This is a genomic window from Corynebacterium sp. MSK039, assembly GCF_030232315.1.
Classification (GTDB): Bacteria; Actinomycetota; Actinomycetes; order Mycobacteriales; family Mycobacteriaceae; genus Corynebacterium.
The window spans coordinates 129,960-149,401 of sequence record NZ_JASPJL010000003.1 but is presented as its reverse complement, the minus strand read 5'-3'; the positions used below and the strand labels follow the sequence as shown (position 1 = coordinate 149,401).

The following is a 19,442-nucleotide window of genomic DNA, read 5'->3' as shown; positions in this document are numbered from 1 at the left end:
AGGGGACTCTTCTGTCGTTGATCGCTTTGGGGGTGGGCGCGTCAGCGATGCTTCAGGGCTGTTAGCGCTGCGTCGTACCTCCCGCGACCCTCTCTGCCAGTCGCGCGATCGCCGCGTTGACCTCCTTCGGTGCCTCCAGCGGGAGCATGTGGCCCGCGTTGGCGACCTCGATCAGCTCCGCGCCCGGCCACACATCGATGATCTTTTTGGCCTGTTCGCGCGAGGTGACGTCGTCGTTATCTCCGACGAGAACGACCCCGGGCAAACCGGAAAGATACGGGACGGCGTCGTACTCATCGTGCCCGCGCAGGTCGTCGAGGAAACCCAGGTACGTGTCCAACGGCGTTTCGTTGATCATGTAGGCGTGCAGATCAATGATCCGGCGGTTCGTGGGGCGGGAGAACACCGCGATCGCAAGGGCAGGGGCGATCAGTCCCGCGATCTTGTCGCGCACCCGGCGCACCCGCTTTGGCGAGGCCTTCAGCAGCCCGGCCAGCGAGCCGACGATGCGCAGATTCAGCAGCTCCGGCACGCCGTTCGCGGCGAAGCGGTCGATGGACGTGGATACCAGCACGAGCCCCGCGATGCGCTGCCGCACGTCCTCCGGGGCATGTCGCAGCGCGGCGAACGCAATCTGCCCGCCGAGGGAGTGGCCGACGAGGATCAGCTTTCCGGCCGGCGCACGCTCGGCGAGAACGGCCAGGACGTCTTCCGCAGCCGTTTCCGTCGAACACAACGAGGGTGGCACCGCACCAGTCTTGCCGTGACCGCGCAGGTCGAGGGTGAGGAGACGCACGCCCGGCAGCTTCTTACGCAGTCCGCGGAACTGGCGGTACCAGGAGTCCGCGCCGAGGGTGAAGCCGTGGATGAACACGATCGTCAGCGGTTCCGCGTTGCCCGTCTCTGCAGTCGAGCCGTGGCCGGGGCCGACCTCGTACCAGTGCAAGGGGATGTCCGTGCCGTGGTCGGCGACGGTGAGGACGCCGGTGGCATCGAGGTCACGGATCCCCGGCCTGACCTGCCGCGGTGTGCTGGACTTCGGGAAGAGGCGGGCTTTCTTCTCCTCGACCCGGGAGCGGACCTCCGTGGCTAGGCTGCTCACGGAGTTGCGCGCGATGCGGGCGAGGTTTTTGGCGTGCTTCATGGGCCTTTGAACCTTATGGTGAGCGGATTGACCGCTTCAAGAATAGCGTGTGAGATTTCTCTGCTTTTCAGCAAGCGCGATGAGCGAGCTTGCCGATAGTGGCGCGAAGAGACAGTTGTTAAGACCAAGAACCCCTCGGGTCTTGCTGGTAAATGCGTCGCACTTTACTTCCTCGGAGAAACCAGCCGGGTATGTTTTCGTCGATTGCGGCGAGCACGGTGATCATGTCGTTCAAGCGTCGATTGACCCGGACATCCAAAAGGTTTTCGTGATGTGCCACACGGTTCCTGAGATCAGTGACCCGTCGGTAGTTATCCCCTAAGCTGATGCCATCCTGGGGAATGGAATGTCCGTCTTGTTGAGGAGCAAGTCTTAAACGCGGAAATGCGACTGTGTGCGCGTTGGACCATAGCGATGCAGCCGCTTCCTGTTTCTTTGGGCTCATCTGATGACGGGGGAATGCTCCGAGCAAGGCAGCCCAGTTTCCCAGTGTCAATTGGGCGACGACATCGTCGTGAATGGGTTTCGCGTTCTTCCGTGGATGCCGAGGAGGCCGGTTTCGAGCCGCCTTAGCGGTATTTTTTCGGGCATCAGCGAGCTGACGAGAAATCAGGACATGGATCTCGTTTGCAGGTAAGTCGCGGGAGGTCCAGGAGCTGGTTCCGAAGCGTTGTAAGCACCAGGCTCGGAGGGCCCTATCAAGAGCATTGCGGGTGATCACTTCGAATAGCCCGATTTGAGCATGCAGAGCGCCCGACAAGCGATTATTCCACCGGTACAGCTCTTCAGCGCGGGCTATGTTTCCGCTGGCAGCGTGAGCGAAAGGAGCCAGGCGTTTTTCAGATAGCAGCAGCTGGAGAGCCTCTTGACTGGTCATGGGGACAGTGTATTCTCATTTATGAGCGTAGGACTTGCTCCTCGCAAATACCCCGCAGCGCCTGCTGATTTTTCAGCAGGCGCTGTTGTCATCTGCAGAACCCATCACCTTTCGTTAGAGGTGTGAGCGGCCAGCGTGCGGGCCAGGTTCTCGGCTGCGGTTTCGAGGTTTCCGGCTGTGCCAGCGATGGCCGTGTGGAGCGGCTCCGGGCGCTGGCCGATGGTGAAGACCGCGGTGATCCCGGCGTCGTAGAGCGGCTGCATGCCGCTCGCTGCGCCGCTGTCTTCCTTCGTCACGCCGACGGATCCTGCCAGCACGAATACTGGGGTTGTTCCCGCCCGCCGGGCGATGCCCACCGGCACCTTGCCGGAGAGTGACTGGTCATCGATCTGACCTTCCGCGGTGATGATGGCATCCACCCCCACGGCGAAGGAATCGAAGCCCACGGCCTCCAAGAGCGCGTCGATGCCGGGGCGGATCTCCGCTCCCAGGGTGGCCACGAGCCCGCCGGCGAACCCACCGGCAGCACCCGCGCCGGGCATATCCGCGATCGATGTCCCGCAGCTCCGGGCGAGAATCTCCGTCAGGTGCTCCGCGCCGCTTTCCAATCGGGCCACGCACTCGGCGTCCGCACCCTTCTGCGGAGCGAAAATTGCCGCGCAGCCGCGGGCGCCGAGGACCGGGTTATCGATATCGGCGAGGACCGTGATCGAGGTCGCGGTGATGGCCTCTGGAATCCCGGAAAGGTCGAGGGAATCGACGTCGGCCAGCGTCGCCCCGGTCGGGAGGAACTCCTCGCCGGACGTGTCGCGGAACACGGCGCCGAGCGCGGCGACCGCCCCGCAGCCGAGGTCGTTGGTGGCCGATCCGCCCGCCCCGATGAGGATCCGCGTCGCGCCGTTGTCCACCGCGTCGCGGATCAGCTCGCCGACGCCGTAGGTGGTCGAGTTTTCGACGTCGCGGTTCTCGCCCATCAGCGGCAGTCCCGCGGCGGCTGCCATCTCGATGACGGCGGTGCGCTCGTCCAGCAGGGCGTAGGTCGCCGCCACCGGTGCGGCGGTGGGGCCGTGGGGGCCGGAGACCTCGCAGCTCACGCGGCGCGGGAAGTCGCTGGTCGTGGCGCTTTCCTCGGCGGAACCGGTCTCGCCCTGGTGGGCTGCGAGCATGGCCTCGACGGTGCCTTCCCCTCCGTCTGCCATGGGGACGGTGACGATCAGGGCGTCGGGAATCGCCCGCAGCAGCCCGCGGGTGATGGCAGCGGAGGCCTCGCCCGCGCTGAGCGCTCCCTTGAAGGAGTCCGGCATGACGGCAAACTTCATGGCTTCGAGTGTAAATCCTTCGCTGGACACGGGATGGAAAGCACGAAGCCGAAGCCCCGCAGGGCCTCGGCTTAGGCAAGCTTTCGTGTTGCTAGACGATGAGCAGGCTCAGCACCCACACGAAGAGCATCGCGGTGACGCCCATGAGGCCAGTCACCACGGTCTGCGAGCGGTAGGCCTGCTGTGGGGTCATCTTGGAGAAGTTCGTGACGACCCAGAAGTGCGAGTCATTCGCGTGGGAGACGGTCAGGGAGCCGGCGGAGATCGCCATGACAGCGAGGCCGACCTGCAGCGGGGTCTCCAGGCCAAGGACGGGCAGTAGTGGGGCGACGATGCCAGAGGTCGTGACCATGGCGACGGTGGCGGAACCCTGTGCCGTCTTGAAGAGTGCGGCGACGAGGAATGGGAAGAACAGGCCGAGGCCGGCCAGCTCGGTCGCGTTGTTGGAGATGAAGTCGACGACGTCCGTCTCTGCGATGACCTTGCCCAGCACGCCACCGGCTGCGGTGATGAAGATGATCGGGCCGACGATGCGCAGGCCCTCCTCGGTGAACTGGTGGAAACGATCCATCATGTGGGTCTCGGCCAGCAGGACCACGGCCAGCAGGAAGCCGATCGCGAGGGCCAGCATTGGGTTGCCCAGGAAGACGATGAGGCGTCCGAGCCCCTCGGTCCACTTGAACATGTTTGCGATCGAGCCACCGGCCATGAGGATGATCGGGGCGATGATCGGGAGCACCGAGGTCAGGGTGCTCGGCAGTCGGGTGTAGGAGTTACGCAGCTCCTCGTAGGCGGCTTCGACGTCCTGATCTGGGATGACCTCAGACTCCGGCGTGGTGATCTTCTTGCCGATGTACACGGAGAAGAAGTAGGAGACGATCAGCACCGGGATGGATACGAGCATGCCCAGGCCGATGACGAGCAGGAGGTTATCCTCCAGTCCCAGGTTGGAGGCCGAGGCGATGGGGCCTGGGGTTGGCGGGATGAAGACGTGGGAGGTGAACAGGCCCGCCGAAAGGGCGATTGCCATCGCTACAGGGGAGGCGCCGGTGCGCTGCGCGAGGGCTCGGCGCACCGGGTTGAGGATGACGAACCCGGAGTCGGAGAACACCGGGATACACACGATCCAGCCCATCAGCTGGATGGCCAGCACGGGGTGCTTCTTGCCGATGAGGCGCACGAGTGCGTCGGCGAGCTGGAAGGCGGCGCCGGTTTTCTCCAGGACGTAACCGATCAGCGTGCCGAAGATGATGACGAGGCCGAAGGACTTGAAGGTGCTGGAGAAACCTTCGCCGATGAGGCTGGTGATGCCCGTGGTGATGACTTCACCATCGGCGTCCTTTGCGTCGAGCAGTGGCACGCCTCCGATGAGTCCGAAAACGAGGGAGACGAACAGCAGCGACAGGAACGGGTGGATGCGCAGCTTGGAAATCATGAGGATGAGCGTCACGATCGCGAGGACGAAGACGCCCATCAAAGGCAATCCGGTCATGTGATTTCTTCGGTGGTGAGGGGGGTATTTGTGAGGTTGATGCTATCGGACGGGGGATTACTTCGTTATTGGGGCTATATTTTCGTCGTTTAGGGCTGGGAAGTAGACCAGGCGGTCTAGGTAAAAGTGCAGGTGGTCGCTCTTTTCTCGGGCGGGCTTTTGCGCTTCTATTGCATGTGTCACAATTCCCGCCTAGTATGTGCCCTAATCCTAGACCGAGCGGTCTGTCTGGCTTTCTACTCCTCCGAGGGGAAGCCGGGCTCACCACACGGCAGAACAAACGACGACAAACACGACGACAAGAACGCAACGAGGAGCCGCAGTGCCGGAGCGCAATTCCCAGGCAGGCATCACTCAACAGCCTCAGCCCCTGTTGAGCCTCAACACCCACAACGACAACTGGCGTGACCCCGAGGTCAGCCCCGCCCAGCCAGATGGGCAGCCTGCCCAGACCACAACCACCCCGATCCCCGACGACCGTCGCAGCTACCACGAAGAGCTGGTCGCCACCTGGAAGGACAAGCTGGAAAACGCCAGCGCCGCAGAGATACTCTCCTGGGCAGCCGAGCAGCTGGACGGGCCCGTGGCCATCACCCTCAGCATGCAGGACACGATCCTCGCCGAGCTGGCCCAGCGGGCATTTGATGGCCAGCAGGCCGATGCCGAGCTCGTCTTCCTCGACACCGGGTACCACTTCCCGGAAACCCTCGACACCGCCGCCGCCGTCGAGGAGCGTTACAACCTTCCGCTGCGCCGCATCACCCCGACCCTGAGCCGCGCGGAGCAGGACGACGTGTACGGGCCGAACCTGTACCAGCGCAACCCCACGGCTTGTTGCCGAATGCGCAAGGTCGAGCCCCTCGCGAGGATGCTCGACCCCTTCGAGGCCTGGGTCTCCGGCGTCCGCCGCGTCGACTCCCCGCTGCGTGCGAACACCCCCGTCATCGAGGTGGACCGCACCGGTCGGCTGAAGCTCAACCCGATCGCGGCATGGACCGACGACGACGTCCAGCGCTTCATCGAAGACAACGACCTCATCATCAACCCACTGACTAAGCAGGGCTACCCGTCCATCGGCTGCGCCACCTGCACCCTGCCCGTCGCCGAGGGGGAGGACCCCCGCTCCGGGCGCTGGGCAGGAACCAACAAAACAGAATGCGGACTACACGTATGAGCACCACGACTATCAACGCAGAACAGACCAACGCACAACCGACCAACGCACCACAGAACACCGAGCTCTCCAGCCCGCACCTCGCGGAGCTGGAGGCCGAATCTCTCCACATCCTCCGGGAGGTCGCCGGCCAGTTCGACCGACCGGCACTGCTTTTCTCCGGAGGCAAGGACTCCGTCGTCGTCCTGGAGCTAGCCAAGCGGGCCTTCCACCCCGCGCCAGTGCCTTTCGAGCTGCTGCACGTGGACACCGGCCACAACTTCCCGGAGGTCCTCGAATTCCGCGACCGCATCGCCGCCGATCCGCGCATCAACCTGCACGTCGCGCACGTCCAGGACTGGATCGATAGCGGCGCGCTGCAGGAGCGCCCGGACGGTTCCCGCAACCCGCTGCAGACCGTCCCGCTCGTCGAGACCATCCAGCAGCGCGGTTACGACGCCGTCCTCGGCGGCGCTCGCCGTGACGAGGAGAAGGCGCGCGCTAAGGAGCGCGTGTTCTCCATCCGCGATGGCTTCGGTGGCTGGAACCCCCGCCGTCAGCGCCCCGAGCTGTGGGGCCTGTACAACGGCAAGCTGCAGGCCGGCGAGAACATGCGCGTCTTCCCGATCTCCAACTGGACCGAGGCCGACGTGTGGCACTACATCCGCGACCGCAAGCTCGAGCTGCCGCCGATCTACTACTCCCACCAGCGGGAGGTCTTCAACCGTGGCGGCATGTGGCTCTCCGCCGGCGAGTGGGGTGGCCCCCGCGAGGGCGAGGAGACGGTCACCAAGACGGTCCGCTACCGCACCGTGGGCGACATGTCCTGCACCGGCGCGGTGCTTTCCGACGCCACCACCCCGCAAGAGGTGATCGAGGAAATCCTCACCTCCACCACCACCGAGCGCGGCGCCACCCGCGCCGACGACAAGCTCTCTGAATCCGCCATGGAAGACCGCAAGAAGGAAGGCTACTTCTGATGACCGCCCCGACCACCCTCACCGATTCCACCACGACCACCGGGGCCGACCAGGCGAGCGCAACCACGGCGACGTCCTACGAGGAGGCCCCGACCCTGCGCCTGTGCACCGCCGGTTCCGTCGACGACGGCAAGTCCACCTTCGTGGGCCGCCTGCTGCACGACACCAAGTCCATCCTGGCCGACCAGCTGGAGTCTGTGGAGCGCGTCTCCGCCGCCCGCGGCCTGCAGAATCCAGACCTTTCGCTGCTGGTCGACGGCCTGCGCGCCGAGCGCGAGCAGGGCATCACCATCGACGTGGCCTACCGCTACTTCGCCTCCGACCGCCGCAGCTTCATCCTCGCGGACACCCCGGGCCACGTTCAGTACACCCGCAACACCGTCACCGGCATGTCCACCTCCGACCTGGTGGTCATCCTCGTCGACGTCCGTAACGGCGTGATCGAGCAGACCCGCCGCCACCTCACCGTCGCCGCCCTGCTGGACATCCCGCAGGTCGTCGTCGCCGTGAACAAGATCGACGCGGTGGACTACTCCCAGGAGGCCTTCGAGACCGCCGCGGGGCAGGTGCGCGAGCTCGTCGACGAGCTGCGCGGCGCCTTCGGCGAGGAGAAGCTGCCGGTCGTGGACATCGTCCCGATCAGCGCGCTGGTGGGCGACAATGTCGTCTCCAAGTCCGAGAACACCCCGTGGTACGAGGGCGAATCCGTGCTGACCATTCTTGAGGACGCCCGCCCCGCCGCCGCGGCCACCGAGGAGTTCCGCTTCCCGGTGCAGTTCGTCATCCGCGACCACGCCACCGACTACCGGGGCTACGCCGGCCGCATCACCTCCGGCGAGGTCGCGGTCGGGGACACCGTGCACGCTGGTTTCCGCAGCTCCCGCGTTGCTGGCATCGACACCCCGGACGGCCCGCAGCAGCGCGCCACCGCCGGGCAGTCCGTCACCCTCCGCCTGGAGGATGAGCTGGACATTTCCCGCGGCTCCATCCTTTCCGACGAGACCCTGCCCGAGCCGGTCACCCAGTTCTCCGCCCTGGCCTTCCACCTGGCGGATGCGCCGGTGCGGGTCGGTTCCAACCTGCTGCTGCGCTACGGCCCGGCAGAGGTCCGCGCCCGCGTGCTGGGCATCGACGAGCAGCTGAGCATCGCCGATGGCGCGGCTGCGGAGGCGGGGGAGGCCGGGGAGCCGGCCACCGCCCTGGAGCAGAATGACGTCGCCCGCATCCGCGTGGCCGTGGCCGACCCACTGTCGGTGGAGGCCTACGTCCGGGGCGGGCAGACGGGCTCCTTCCTGCTGATCAACCCGTCGACCGGGGACACATTGACCGCGGGTTTGGTGAGCAGCTGATGTGTGCCGAGTCTTTCGCCCAGCCTGAGCCGGTGATCGTGCTGGCTCACGGCTCGCGACGCCGCGGTGCCGAGGATGTCGTGCACGCGATTGCCCGCGAGGTTGGCGCGCGTGCTGCTTTCCTGGACTTCTCCGAGTTCACCTTGGACGCCGTGGTCGGCGAGCTGCGAGCCGCTGGTCACCGTCGGGCTGTTGTCATGCCCTTGCTGTTCACCAGCGCCTTCCACCTGCGCAAGGACGTCCCCGCGGCCATTGCGGAGGCGGAGCGGAACCACGGGGTGACCCTGCGCGCCACCGAACCGATTGGTTTGGGCGCTGATGTGGCTGAGCTCCTCGTGGCTCAGTGGCGAAAGGCTCACGGCCACCGCGAGGAGGCCGATGCAGTGGGAGACGCGGTGGTCTACGCCGTCGGGTCCTCCGTGCCGGGCGCCAACGAGGCGGTCGAGGATTTGGCCACCGAGGTAGGCCACTTGCTGGGTATTCCCGCCCGGGCGATCTTCGCCACCGGCGGGGGAATTAGCGTGGCCCAGCACCGCGAGGAGCTGGACCAGCGCGCTGGGGCGCAGGCCGCACCCACCGCGGTACTGCCACTGTTCTTCGCCCCGGGCCTGCTGCTGGATAAGGCAGTCGATGTGCCGGGCGCGATCGCTGCGGGCCCACTCGGCACCGCGATCGCCCCGCTGGTGACCGCGCGAGTCGCCGCCCTGACCGGCGGGGCGCCCGCTGGTGCCGCGGCGAGCCACTGGACTGCAGAGAGGGTGCCGGCATGAGGAAAATCCTGCTTTTCGCCATCGCTGGTCTGGCTGCACAGCTCGTGGACGGCGCCCTGGGCATGGCCTTCGGCGTCACTGCCACGACGGTGCTGCTGATCACCGGGATCGGCCCCGCCGCGGCCAGCGCCGCCGTGCACATCGCCGAGGTGGGCACGACCGCCGCCTCTGGCACGGCCCACTGGAAGCTTGGCAACGTTCACTGGCCCACCGTTTTGTCCCTCGGCGTGCCGGGCGCGATCGGCGCCTTCCTAGGGGCGACGGTGCTCTCCAAGATCTCCACTGCGGCTGCTGAGCCGGTGGTGACGAGCTTCCTGCTCCTGCTCGGACTGTGGCTGCTCTTCCGCTCGATCTTCCTCTCCAGCGCCAAGCAGGCGTCGAAGACTAAGGAAGAAAAGCAGCGGGACACCGCGCGCCGGGCACCTCGCACCCGCATCGGCCTGGGTGTTCTGGGGATCACCAGTGGATTCCTGGACGCCAGCGGTGGCGGCGGATGGGGGCCCATGACCACCTCCACGCTGCTGACGGTTGCTAAGACTCAGCCGCGGAAGGTGATCGGTACGGTCAGCGCCTCGGAATTCCTGGTTTCTGTTGCGGCATCCGCGGGCTTCATCTTCGGGCTGGGCCCGCAGTTCCTGTCCCTGTGGCAGCCGGTGGCCGGATTGCTGGTCGGCGGTGTGATTGCCGCACCGATCGCGGCCTGGGCCGTGAGCCGCATCAACCCCACCGTGCTCGGTGGCCTGGTGGGTCTCCTGCTTGTTCTGCTGAACTCCTCGCGCCTGGTGACCGGGGGAACGGTGAGCCTGCGCGCGGTGGAGATCGGTCTGGCCATCCTCGCCGTCATCGTGCTCTGGGGCCTGTGGCGAGGCAGGGCGGGGTCCCGCGCCGAGTCGGAACCTGCTAAGTCTGAACGTGCGGAGTCCGAACGTGCCGAGTCTGAATCTGCAGAGCCGGAGTCCCGCGAGGTAGCGCCCGCTACCGGCTACGGGGCTGGGCAGGAGTCTGTTGTGGCTGAACGTGAGGCTGTGAGCGTTCGCGCCGGGAGGAATAGATAGGGGTAGGAAAGGGGTGTAGTAGGTCACAATACGAACGTGCGTTGTGACGCGCGTTACGTTATGGTTTCACCTAGAAAGTGAAGCCGATCACAGTAATAGTGGCGGGCTGCGAGCCCACCACTGACATAAGAGAACTGTGGTCGGCTAACCGCTACGAAGCCCTGGAGGATGAACTAGGTGACCGTCCAAGCAGTCGTAAGCCCCCTGGCTAGCGCAGCAGCGCAGCGCCCCAAGATCATCGAGGCGGCTAACGCCGGTGGCGGCAACAGCGCCGACCTTTTTGAGCGCATCCGCCCGTCCCACCCGGACTTCCCCCAGGCCCTGGAATTCGGCAGCACCACCAGCGCCGACGTCCTGGTTGGCACGGGGTCCGTCTCCTTCGACGCCCGCCTTGCCGGCGCGCTGGGCGCCTCCCACATCCTCGTCGCGGGTTCCGACGCCGACCGCATCTCCGTGCAGCAGTCCCTCGGCCAGCTGGTCCGCATCGGCCGCGTCCCGGCGGGCATCGCCATGCTGGAGGGTCCGGCCAGCACCTCCTCCGCGCTGGAGTGCGAGGGCGAGGCCATCAGCTACGTCGAGCTGGGCAGCGTCCACAAGTCCGAGACCCGCGAGCCGATCGTCGGCCCGGAGCTCTTCGAGCGCAACCTCATCATCCAGGCCCGTGAGAAGAACGCACACATCGTCCTGCCGGAGGGCGACGACGACCGCATCCTGCAGGCAGCCCACCAGCTGCTGGAGCAGAACGTCTGCCGCCTGACCATCCTGGGCGACCCGAGCGCGATCGCGCACCGTGCCCGCGAGCTGCAGCTGGACCTCTCGGGCGCGACGCTGACGGACCCGAATAGCGGTACCCAGCTCGAGGAATTCGCCCAGGACTTCGCGGAGCTGCGCAAGGCCAAGGGTGTGACCCTCGACGAGGCGCGGGAGACCATGAAGGATATCTCCTACTACGCCACGATGATGGTTCACAAGGGCCTGGCCGACGGGCTGGTCTCCGGCGCGGCGCACACCACCGCGCACACCATCCGCCCGAGCTTCCAGATCATCAAGACCGCCCCGGGTGCGTCCGTTGTCAGCTCCATCTTCCTCATGGTCATGGACGGCTACCTGTGGGCCTTCGGCGACTGCGCGGTTAACCCGAACCCGACCTCCGAGCAGCTCGCCGAGATCGCCGCGGTGTCCGCGAAGACGGCCGCCCAGTTCGGCATCGACCCGAAGGTCGCGATGCTGTCCTACTCCACCGGAACCTCCGGTGCGGGCGAGGACGTCGAGGCCGTCGCCGCCGCCGTCGAGAAGGCGAAGGCAGACAACCCGGACCTGCAGCTGGACGGACCACTGCAGTTCGACGCGGCTGCCGTCGCCTCTGTCGGTAAGAAGAAGATGCCGGAATCGGACGTGGCGGGCAAGGCCAACGTCTTCATCTTCCCCGACCTGAACAGCGGAAACATCACCTACAAGGCGGTGCAGCGCACGGCGAACGCGTTGGCGGTCGGCCCGATTCTGCAGGGCCTGAACAAGCCAGTCAACGACCTGTCCCGTGGCGCGACCGTCCCGGACATCGTCAACACCGTGGCGATCACCGCGATCCAGGCCGGCTAAGCACTCGACTATAAAACCACCACTCACCCCTCACCACTGCCCCGAAAGGACAATCACCATGGCACCCTCCGAGCACGATCCAGCAGCAGGCGAGATCGAATTCGTCCTGGTTCTGAACTCCGGTTCCTCCTCCATCAAGTTCCAGGTCTTGGACCCGAGCGCAGATGCGCACGAAGAGCCGTTCATCACCGGTATCGTCGAGAAGATCGGTGAGCCGAAGGGGCACATCAAGATCGCCACGGCCACCACGAAGATGGAGGACTCCCGCCCGATCCTGTCCCACTCGGTGGGCCTGGAGCGTGCATTCGGCATGATGTCCCTGCTGGGCTGCGGCCCGCAGGACCTGAACCTCATCGCGGTGGGTCACCGTGTCGTGCACGGTGGTGCCACCTTCTCCGAGCCCGTGCTGATCGACGACCAGGTGGTCTCCGAGATCGAGAAGCTCGTCCCGCTCGCACCGCTGCACAACCCGGCCCACCTCGACGGCATTAAGAACGCCCGCGCACTGCTGGGCCACGTGCCGCACGTCGCGGTCTTCGATACCGCGTTCTTCTCCACCCTGCCGGAGTGTGCTTCCCACTACGGCCTCAACAAGCAGGTCGCAGACGAGTACAACATCCGCCGCTACGGCTTCCACGGCACCAGCCACGAGTTCGTCTCCCGCGCGATCCCGAAGATCATGGGCCGCGAGCCGGAGAAGGTCAACCAGATCACCCTGCACCTCGGCAATGGTGCTTCTGCGGCGGCCATCCGCGGCGGCAAGGCGATCGATACCTCGATGGGTCTGACGCCGCTGGCTGGCCTGGTCATGGGTACCCGTACCGGTGACATCGACCCGAGTGTGATCTTCCACCTCGCCCGTTCTGGCGGCATGAAGGTCGACGAGATCGACAACCTGTTCAACCGGAACTCCGGTCTGAAGGGCATCGCGGGGGTCAATGACTTCCGCGAGATCAAGGATCTGATGGATCAGGGCGATCACGACGCCCGCCTGGCCTACGAGGTCTACATCCACCAGCTGCGTCGCTTCATCGGCTCTTACATGCTGATCCTGGGCCACACGGATGCGATCACCTTCACCGCTGGTGTCGGCGAGAACGCTGCGTTCGTGCGTAAGGATGCGATGGCCGATCTGGAGGGCTTTGGCATCAAGATCGACGAGGACCGCAACCTCAACAAGGAGGGTGTGGAGGGTCCGCGTGTGATCTCCACGGATGACTCGACGATCAAGGTCTTCGTGGTCCCGACGAACGAGGAGCTGGCTATCGCGCGGTACGCGATGGAGCTGGCCGAGCAGTAGGCCTCGCCGAGCAGTGAGGGGGTAGCTGGTGGCTTGCGGGCCACCAGCTTTTCCTTTGTTTTGCAGAGTTGGATGTCGCTTTTTGGGTGTTTTGCGACCTTTAACTCTGCAAAACGGGGGAGAGGACGGCGCGCGGGAGCAGAAACGGGGAGAGGGCGCGCGCGGAGGGCTAGCTATCGAGGCCGACCCAGGTGGTGGCCCCGCTGCGCAGCTTTTGCTCCTTCCAGATCGGCACCCGCGCCTTAACCTGGTCGGCCAGCTCCGCGGTGGCGGCGAAGGCCGGGCCTCGGTGCGCGGCGGCGACGATCACGAGGAACGCCAGGTCACCGATCTCCAGCGGTCCGGTGCGGTGAGCCACCCAGGCGCGGACGTCGGGGTGGGTGGCCACGACCTCTTCCACCACTTCCCGCAGCACGTGCGCCGCGCTGGGGTGGCAGCTATAGGTCAGGGTGTCGACGAGCTCGCCACCATCGTGGTCGCGCACCACACCCTCGAAGGTGCTGACTGCGCCCATCGCTGGGGTGGCGGTGACGTCCTTCGCCGAGCTGAGCAGCGATTCCAGCGGCTCCTCGGTGATCCGAGTGTGGACGACGACGCCCGTCTGTTCCGCGACGTGCGGCGGATCGGGGACGGCTGGTCCGTGGCAGCAGCCGCTCCCGTGCAGCGTGTGGTTCTGCTCGGCAGCGCTTGACTCAGGAACGTGCGTGGGTGCAGGTGGTGAAGCTTCTGCCATCGGGGCTTGTGCAGCCTTGGCCTCGTGGTCGCCGCCACCCGCGAGCTGGTCCAGCAGGTGCTCGAGCACGCCATCCAGGACTTCCAGGCCATCGCGGACCCCGCCGCGGGACCCGGGCAGCGTCATGACGAAAGCACGCTCGGTGTTACCACGCTCTGCACCATGACACCGATCTGCGCCCTGACCCTGCCCGTCGGCACCACGCTCAGCCGCACCAACCTGCGCAGCGGAACCCGCGCTCTGTGCCGCGCTCCCTTCGCCACGGGCGGGGCTGTCGACGACCCCGGCGACGCAGCGCGAGAGCACCGCAGTGGGCACCTTGGCAGCACCCACGCGGAAGAACTCAGCGGCGATGCCCGGCAGCGGGCGGGTGAGGAAGCGTTCCACCGCATCCACGGTGACGTCGCTAGGGGAGACCCCGGTGCCACCGGAGGTGAGCACCACGTCGGGCAGCGCGTCGAGCTCGGGGATCGCGGCTCCGCCACCAGTAGTACCAGCGCTGCCGGATCCGGTGAAGAGCTGCTCCATGACCGCGGGGACGTCCGCGTCCGCGACGATCAACGCATCCGGGGTCTCGATTCCGCGCTCCCGCAGCCACTCCACGGCCAGCACGCCGGAGCGGTCCTCGTACTCGCCCGCGGCCGCCCGCGTGGAGGCGACGACCACCAAACCCGTGCGCCCCGCATTCCTCGCCCGGAGGTCCTGGGCTGCCGAGCCTCGCGCGGCTGCCGACTGCGTCGTCTCCGCGCTAGTCATCGACGCTCCAATCCCCGGACTTGCCGCCCGCCTTCGCCAGCACTCGCAGGCCCGTGATCTCGGCGTGCTTATCCACGGCCTTGATCATGTCGTACACCGTCAGAGCCGCGCTGCTCACGGCGGTGAGAGCCTCCATCTCGACACCGGTGACACCGCGGGTCTTCACTGTCGCGATGATCCGCACCGCAGGTGCAGGCTCGGTGACCTTCTCGAAGTCGATGGTGATCTTGCCCAGCGGCAGCGGGTGGCACAGCGGAATGATCTCCGGGGTCTTTTTCGCGCCCATGATCCCGGCGACGCGCGCCACCGGCAGTGCATCCCCCTTCGGCAGGCCGGCCTGGTCGCCGTCCCCATCCTGGAAGATCATGGCGAGGACGTCCTCCCGGGTTCGCAGGAAGCCCTCCGCCGTCGCGGTGCGGGTGGTCTCGGACTTGCCGGTGACGTCCACCATGTGGGCGGAGCCATCACCGCGCACATGCGTCAGCTGCGGCTGCGGGTCGGACATATTCTCCACGCTCCTTGGGGCCAAGAACTAGCTTTCGCTACACAGCTTAACTTTCGGGGCAGACACGCCTTAGCCACGGCGGCCCCGCTGCACCAGGCGCAGCCCAGCGATACCGCCTACGACCAGGACGTATACCGCCAGCAACACCAGGCAGGCTCCCAGCGCACGATCCATATCGTTGGAGCTCAACCCCAGCTCGATGAGCAGCGGCAGGGTGCGGGTTCGGCCCGCAACGTTGCCGGCGAAGGTCAACGTCGCTCCGTACTCACCCAGCGAGCGGGCGAAGGCCAGGACCAAACCCACCGCGATCCCCGGCCACGCGATCGGCAGAATGACCAAGCGTAACGTCTCGGACCTGCTCGCCCCGTCGACGGCGGCGGCGTCCTGAACGGAATCCGGAACCGAATGCAGCGCCGTCACCGCGGTCGCGACGACGAAGGGCAGGGCGACGAAAACCTGCACCACGACGACCCCCAACGTCGTGTAGGCGACCGACCATTCCGCGCGCTCCAGCAGGGGTCCAAGCAGGCCAGGGCGTCCCCAGAAAAACACCAACGCCAGGCCGCTGACCACGGGGGAGAGCACCAGTGGGGCGTAGACCACGAGCTGGATGAGCTGCGATAACCCCGGGCGGCGGTGCTGGAGGCGGGCGAGCCACAGCGCCAGGGGGACGCCGAAGACCCCGGAGAGCGCGGTGGCGACCGCGGCGGTGGATAGCGAGAGCCCCAGGGAGGTCAGCACCTCCGGGGCGGTGACGAGTTGCAGCGCCTTAGTCCACGGGATATTCAGCAGCAGCCCCAGCATCGGGCCCGCGATGAGCGCGAAGCCTGGGATAGCGAGCGCGAGCGTCCAGAGAGGGAAGGCGCGTGCGCTCACTTTTCGATCTCTCCCATTTCGATCTCCTCAGGGCCGAAGCCGTGCTCGGCGAGGATACGCTGGGCGGTCGGGGTGGCGAGCCAGCGGACGAACTCGGCGGCGGGCGTGGTGGTGGCACGGTTATCGGCCCCTGCATCCGTGCTGGCAGCGGGGTACTTATTCGGCGCGACGTGTGCGATCGGCAGGGTGGTGATCTTGGTGCCTTGGCGCTGGATGGCGGCAGCGTCGGAGGCGTAGATGAAGCCCGCGTCCACCTGGCCGGTGGCGACCTTGGTCGCGACGTCCGAGACGTTGGCCTCCTCGGAGGGGTTCTGCAGCTTAATCGGGCGGCCGGCCTTCTCGAGCGCCTCGTGGGCGAGCGTGCCGCACGGGACCTCCGGGGCGCAGATGGCGACGCGCGCGCCCTTGCTCAGGTGCTCCAGAGATGTGATTGGAGTTGTGGGGTTTTCTGCGACGGCCAGGACCAGCTGGTTGGTGGCGACGATGAGCGGCTCCCCGCGGTCGGTGACGTTGCTGAACTCCGGCAGCTGGAGGGCCTTGTCCATGTTCTTCTCGTCGGCGGAAATGAACGCATCGGCCGGGGAGCCCTGCTCGATCTGGCGGACGAGGGCGGAGGAGCCAGCGAAGTTCCATTCAATCTGCTGGCCGTCGTGTTCGGCGGCGTAGAGCTCCAGCAGGTCATCGCCGGCAACGCTGAGGGAGGCGGCGGCGAAGACGCGCAGGGGCGCGCTGCTTGCGTCTTCCGACGAGCAGGCAGCAAGAGCGAGCATCCCCGCGAGTGCAGCGGCGAGCGCGGCCACGAAGCGCGACGTGCGGCGCGTGGTGCGACGCGGCGCGCGACGGGTGGCACCGCGTGCGAGGCCGCGACCGGTGGCGCGGCGTGCCGAGCGGATCATCATGGGTCTGATCCTAGGCGAGCGCCTCGGTGGGAGCGCGCTAAGCGCATCAGAACCACGTGCGCGGGCGGATCATATTCGCCATATCCACCAGCCGGAAGCGGTGCAGATCGAATTGCGCCTGTCGCGCCAGCATCCGCAGCCCCTGCTCCAGTCCCCGCCGCAGCCCACGCTCCGTGAAGGGCACGTCGAAGAGCGGGCTTTCGCTGCTCACGTCGTTGCCCTTCTTCTTGTTCAGATAAATCCAGTTCAGCCCAGCCAGCATCACCGCCAGACGCACCTGCTGCATCCGGGGCTCGTTCGTCGGCATGATCTCCAACCGTCGCGCGGCACGCCGGATCCGGGACTCCGAGAGCCTACTCCGGTCGCTGATCAGCATGAGAATGCTGGTCAGCCGCGCCAGCCGGTGGTGCCGCGAAGCCACCGGCACCCGGTCCAGCACGCCCACCGCGGCATCCACCAGGCCTTCCGCGACGAGCTGCCGCGCAAGACCAAAGGCAGAGGACACGGTCGTGGGGTTCGTCGCCCAGACCAGCCCGTACAACCGCATCGTCTGCATCCGCAGTGTGGCGGGTTCCTGCGACAAGTGCCGCGCCGGCGGCACCTTCACATCCTCGGTGACCGGCGTGCGGTAGGCGTAGGACAGCATCGCGCCGAGCTGGGCGGTCTCGTCGTCCAGCAGCTTGGTGGTGTTGACCCCCTGCTGCTGCATGAGCAGCTCGTTCGTCGCCGCGAGCGCCAGCTTCGGCGCCGGCTCGCCGGGCAGCAGATGCAACACCTCGTTGAAGTGGTACTGCGCGGTGACGAAATCACTGCGCAGAAGTGCTGCGACACCGGAGAGCCACCGGAAGCGCCAGTCGCCGCCCAGCCAATCCTGCACCTCGTCGAGCTTGTCCTGCGCCTCCTGGGCCTGCCCCATGTCCAGCCGCGCCCGCACCATCGTCAGCGGGATCTCCACGGAGCTGGACATCTGTGGTTGCTTGGCCGCGGACTCCAGCGTGTCCAGCACTTCCCCGGGCTCCGTGTACCGCGCGGCCGAGAGCAGCGACGCGCCGGGGTCGGCTGGGTCGGTCAACGGCAGCGGGAGTGCCGCGATGACCTCCGAGGCAGCGATCTGCACGGACCGCGGGATGCCGTCGATGAGCTGGTCGGTGCGGAAGAGCATGTGCTTCGTGCCATAGGTGGATCGCTGCGCGGTGAAGCGCGTGTCCAGGTGCGCGTGCTGCACCCGGTCTCGGATCGCCAGCACCTCGCGCAGCACGCCGACCATCTGGTTTGCGAGCGTGACCGCGGAGCTGAAGCGCTTATTCGGATCCGGGTCGGTGGCCCGCAGGATCAGCCGATAGAGGGACATGTACCGCTGGAACAGCGGTTCCTCCTCCGGCGTGGGCAGCTCGGCGTCGTAGGCGCCGTCGGTGATGGGCAGGTTCACGACAAGCGATGCCAGTGTCCGCCCCACGGTGTAAATATCGCTGGCCACGGTCGGCCCGGTGCTGGCGATCTCGGGGGCCTGGAAGCCTTTGGTGCCGAAGATGTGCCCGTACGCCCCGATGCCGCTGACCGCGCCGAGGTCGATGAGCTTGACCTGGTCTTCGGTGATGATGATGTTGTCGGGCTTGAGGTCGTTGTAGACCACCCCGCGGGAGTGCAGGTAGTCCAGGGCGGGCAGGACCTCCAGCATGTAGCCGATGGCGATGTCCACCGGCAGCGTGTTGTTGGGGGACTCGCGGCGCCGTTCGCGCAGGGAGGGCCCGCCCACGAACTCCATGACGATGAATCCGCCGGGGGAGCGGGGGTCGTCAATGAAGTTGAAAATCTTCACGATGCCGGGGTGGGTGATGTCCGCGAGGAAGGCGCGTTCGGAGTCGGCGACGGCCCGTTCGTGCTCGTTCTCGGTCGCCATCAGGCCTTTGAGGACGACGTAGCGGTTCGCGACGTTGTGGTCGGTCGCGATGTAGATCCATCCCAGGCCGCCGTGGGCGATGGGGCCCAGGATTTCGTATTGTCCTGCGACGAGGTCCCCGGCCTTCAAGGTGGGCGGGTCGATGCCCTTCGCGATCGCGTCGCTGGGGTCAATGATCGCTTCTTCGGGGACGGTGGGCGTGATGAAAGGCAGGTGGACCATGCCGTCGGCGACGTTCTTGCCCTCGCGCGCCGCGCCACGCAGTTCGCGGAAGGTGGAGAGCGCCTCCCGGCGGGAGCGCTCCCCGGAGTCGACTTTGACGGGGTCGGTGGTCGCCCCGCTGGTGCTGCCGCCGACCTCGGTGGCGGAGGTGGGGACGTCAGTCTGGCTGCTCCCTTGGGCGGTGCTGCCGGGTTCGATGAGGTCGGAGAGGTCGCCGAGGTCCGCGAGGTCGAATTCTTCTTCGTCATCGTCGTCGGCGAAGGGGTCGAAGACGACGGCCTCGGTGCCGTTCTCGCCGTCGTCCTCGTCCTGCTTCCCGGCGCCGGGTTCGGTCGCCGGGCCCGTGGTCGCGTCCGGTTCGGGGTGCTCCGCGGTGCCACCGGTGACGACGTCTGGCCCGGTCGCTGCGTCCGGTTCGGTGCGGTTCACTGCCTCAGTTGGTGGTCCAGCATCCGGTTCTGGGGTGCGGCCCTGCTCCTGGATGTTCTGCTCCGCTGCGTCCTTTTCGCTCAT

The 19,442-nt window shown here is 66.5% G+C and carries 16 protein-coding genes; 7 read left to right on the top strand and 9 right to left on the bottom strand.

Going from position 1 to position 19,442, the window contains the following annotated elements:
* Positions 1 to 61: 61 nt before the first annotated feature.
* The 4 genes from QP997_RS04010 to QP997_RS03995 form a co-directional block, all read right to left on the bottom strand.
* Positions 62 to 1,144, bottom strand: coding sequence for an alpha/beta fold hydrolase (locus QP997_RS04010; protein WP_284846288.1), 1,083 nt, complete (start codon positions 1,142 to 1,144; stop codon positions 62 to 64).
* A 118-nt stretch (positions 1,145 to 1,262) separates the two neighbouring features.
* Positions 1,263 to 2,021, bottom strand: coding sequence for a hypothetical protein (locus QP997_RS04005; protein ID WP_284846287.1), 759 nt, complete (start codon positions 2,019 to 2,021; stop codon positions 1,263 to 1,265).
* A 104-nt stretch (positions 2,022 to 2,125) separates the two neighbouring features.
* Positions 2,126 to 3,340 (bottom strand): glycerate kinase family protein, encoded by a 1,215-nt coding sequence (locus tag QP997_RS04000; RefSeq protein ID WP_284846286.1) that lies wholly within the window; start codon positions 3,338 to 3,340, stop codon positions 2,126 to 2,128.
* A 91-nt stretch (positions 3,341 to 3,431) separates the two neighbouring features.
* Positions 3,432 to 4,832 (bottom strand): GntP family permease, encoded by a 1,401-nt coding sequence (locus QP997_RS03995; protein WP_284846285.1) that lies wholly within the window; start codon positions 4,830 to 4,832, stop codon positions 3,432 to 3,434.
* A 322-nt stretch (positions 4,833 to 5,154) separates the two neighbouring features.
* On the opposite strand from QP997_RS03995, the gene QP997_RS03990 reads away from it, so the two are divergent.
* The 7 genes from QP997_RS03990 (at position 5,155) to QP997_RS03960 (ending at position 13,038) form a co-directional block, all read left to right on the top strand.
* The gene (locus QP997_RS03990) at positions 5,155 to 6,006 is read left to right on the top strand and encodes a phosphoadenylyl-sulfate reductase (RefSeq protein WP_284846284.1); all 852 of its coding nucleotides are present in this window, start codon (positions 5,155 to 5,157) and stop codon (positions 6,004 to 6,006) included.
* Complete coding sequence (gene cysD, locus QP997_RS03985; protein ID WP_284846283.1) at positions 6,003 to 6,965, top strand: sulfate adenylyltransferase subunit CysD; 963 nt, start codon at positions 6,003 to 6,005, stop codon at positions 6,963 to 6,965. The genes QP997_RS03990 and cysD overlap by 4 nt, the downstream gene beginning before the upstream one ends.
* A complete protein-coding gene (locus QP997_RS03980; protein ID WP_284846282.1) occupies positions 6,965 to 8,314 on the top strand; it encodes a sulfate adenylyltransferase subunit 1 in 1,350 nt (449 codons plus the stop codon). Before cysD ends, QP997_RS03980 begins: the two co-directional genes overlap by 1 nt.
* The gene (locus tag QP997_RS03975; protein ID WP_284846281.1) at positions 8,314 to 9,084 is read left to right on the top strand and encodes a sirohydrochlorin chelatase; all 771 of its coding nucleotides are present in this window, start codon (positions 8,314 to 8,316) and stop codon (positions 9,082 to 9,084) included. The genes QP997_RS03980 and QP997_RS03975 overlap by 1 nt, the downstream gene beginning before the upstream one ends.
* On the top strand, positions 9,081 to 10,139 hold the full coding sequence (locus QP997_RS03970; RefSeq protein WP_284846280.1) for a sulfite exporter TauE/SafE family protein: 1,059 nt from the start codon (positions 9,081 to 9,083) through the stop codon (positions 10,137 to 10,139). Before QP997_RS03975 ends, QP997_RS03970 begins: the two co-directional genes overlap by 4 nt.
* 237 nt (positions 10,140 to 10,376) lie before the next feature.
* A complete protein-coding gene (gene pta, locus QP997_RS03965; protein WP_502870430.1) occupies positions 10,377 to 11,738 on the top strand; it encodes a phosphate acetyltransferase in 1,362 nt (453 codons plus the stop codon).
* Between the two features lie 58 nt (positions 11,739 to 11,796).
* Complete coding sequence (locus tag QP997_RS03960) at positions 11,797 to 13,038, top strand: acetate kinase (RefSeq protein WP_284758276.1); 1,242 nt, start codon at positions 11,797 to 11,799, stop codon at positions 13,036 to 13,038.
* Positions 13,039 to 13,207: 169 nt separating this feature from the next.
* Here QP997_RS03960 and QP997_RS09880 read toward each other — a convergent pair whose 3' ends face one another.
* From QP997_RS09880 to QP997_RS03930, 5 genes are all read right to left on the bottom strand, one after another.
* Positions 13,208 to 14,527 (bottom strand): molybdenum cofactor biosynthesis protein MoaE, encoded by a 1,320-nt coding sequence (locus QP997_RS09880; RefSeq protein WP_350309544.1) that lies wholly within the window; start codon positions 14,525 to 14,527, stop codon positions 13,208 to 13,210.
* Complete coding sequence (moaC, locus tag QP997_RS03945; RefSeq protein ID WP_284846278.1) at positions 14,520 to 15,032, bottom strand: cyclic pyranopterin monophosphate synthase MoaC; 513 nt, start codon at positions 15,030 to 15,032, stop codon at positions 14,520 to 14,522. Before moaC ends, QP997_RS09880 begins: the two co-directional genes overlap by 8 nt.
* A 69-nt stretch (positions 15,033 to 15,101) precedes the next feature.
* Entirely contained in the window at positions 15,102 to 15,908 is an 807-nt protein-coding gene (locus QP997_RS03940) for an ABC transporter permease (RefSeq protein WP_284846277.1), read from the bottom strand.
* On the bottom strand, positions 15,905 to 16,807 hold the full coding sequence (modA, locus tag QP997_RS03935) for a molybdate ABC transporter substrate-binding protein (protein WP_284846276.1): 903 nt from the start codon (positions 16,805 to 16,807) through the stop codon (positions 15,905 to 15,907). Before modA ends, QP997_RS03940 begins: the two co-directional genes overlap by 4 nt.
* Positions 16,808 to 16,853: 46 nt before the next feature.
* Positions 16,854 to 19,442, bottom strand: a complete 2,589-nt coding sequence (locus QP997_RS03930; RefSeq protein ID WP_284846275.1) for a serine/threonine protein kinase — start codon at positions 19,440 to 19,442, stop codon at positions 16,854 to 16,856.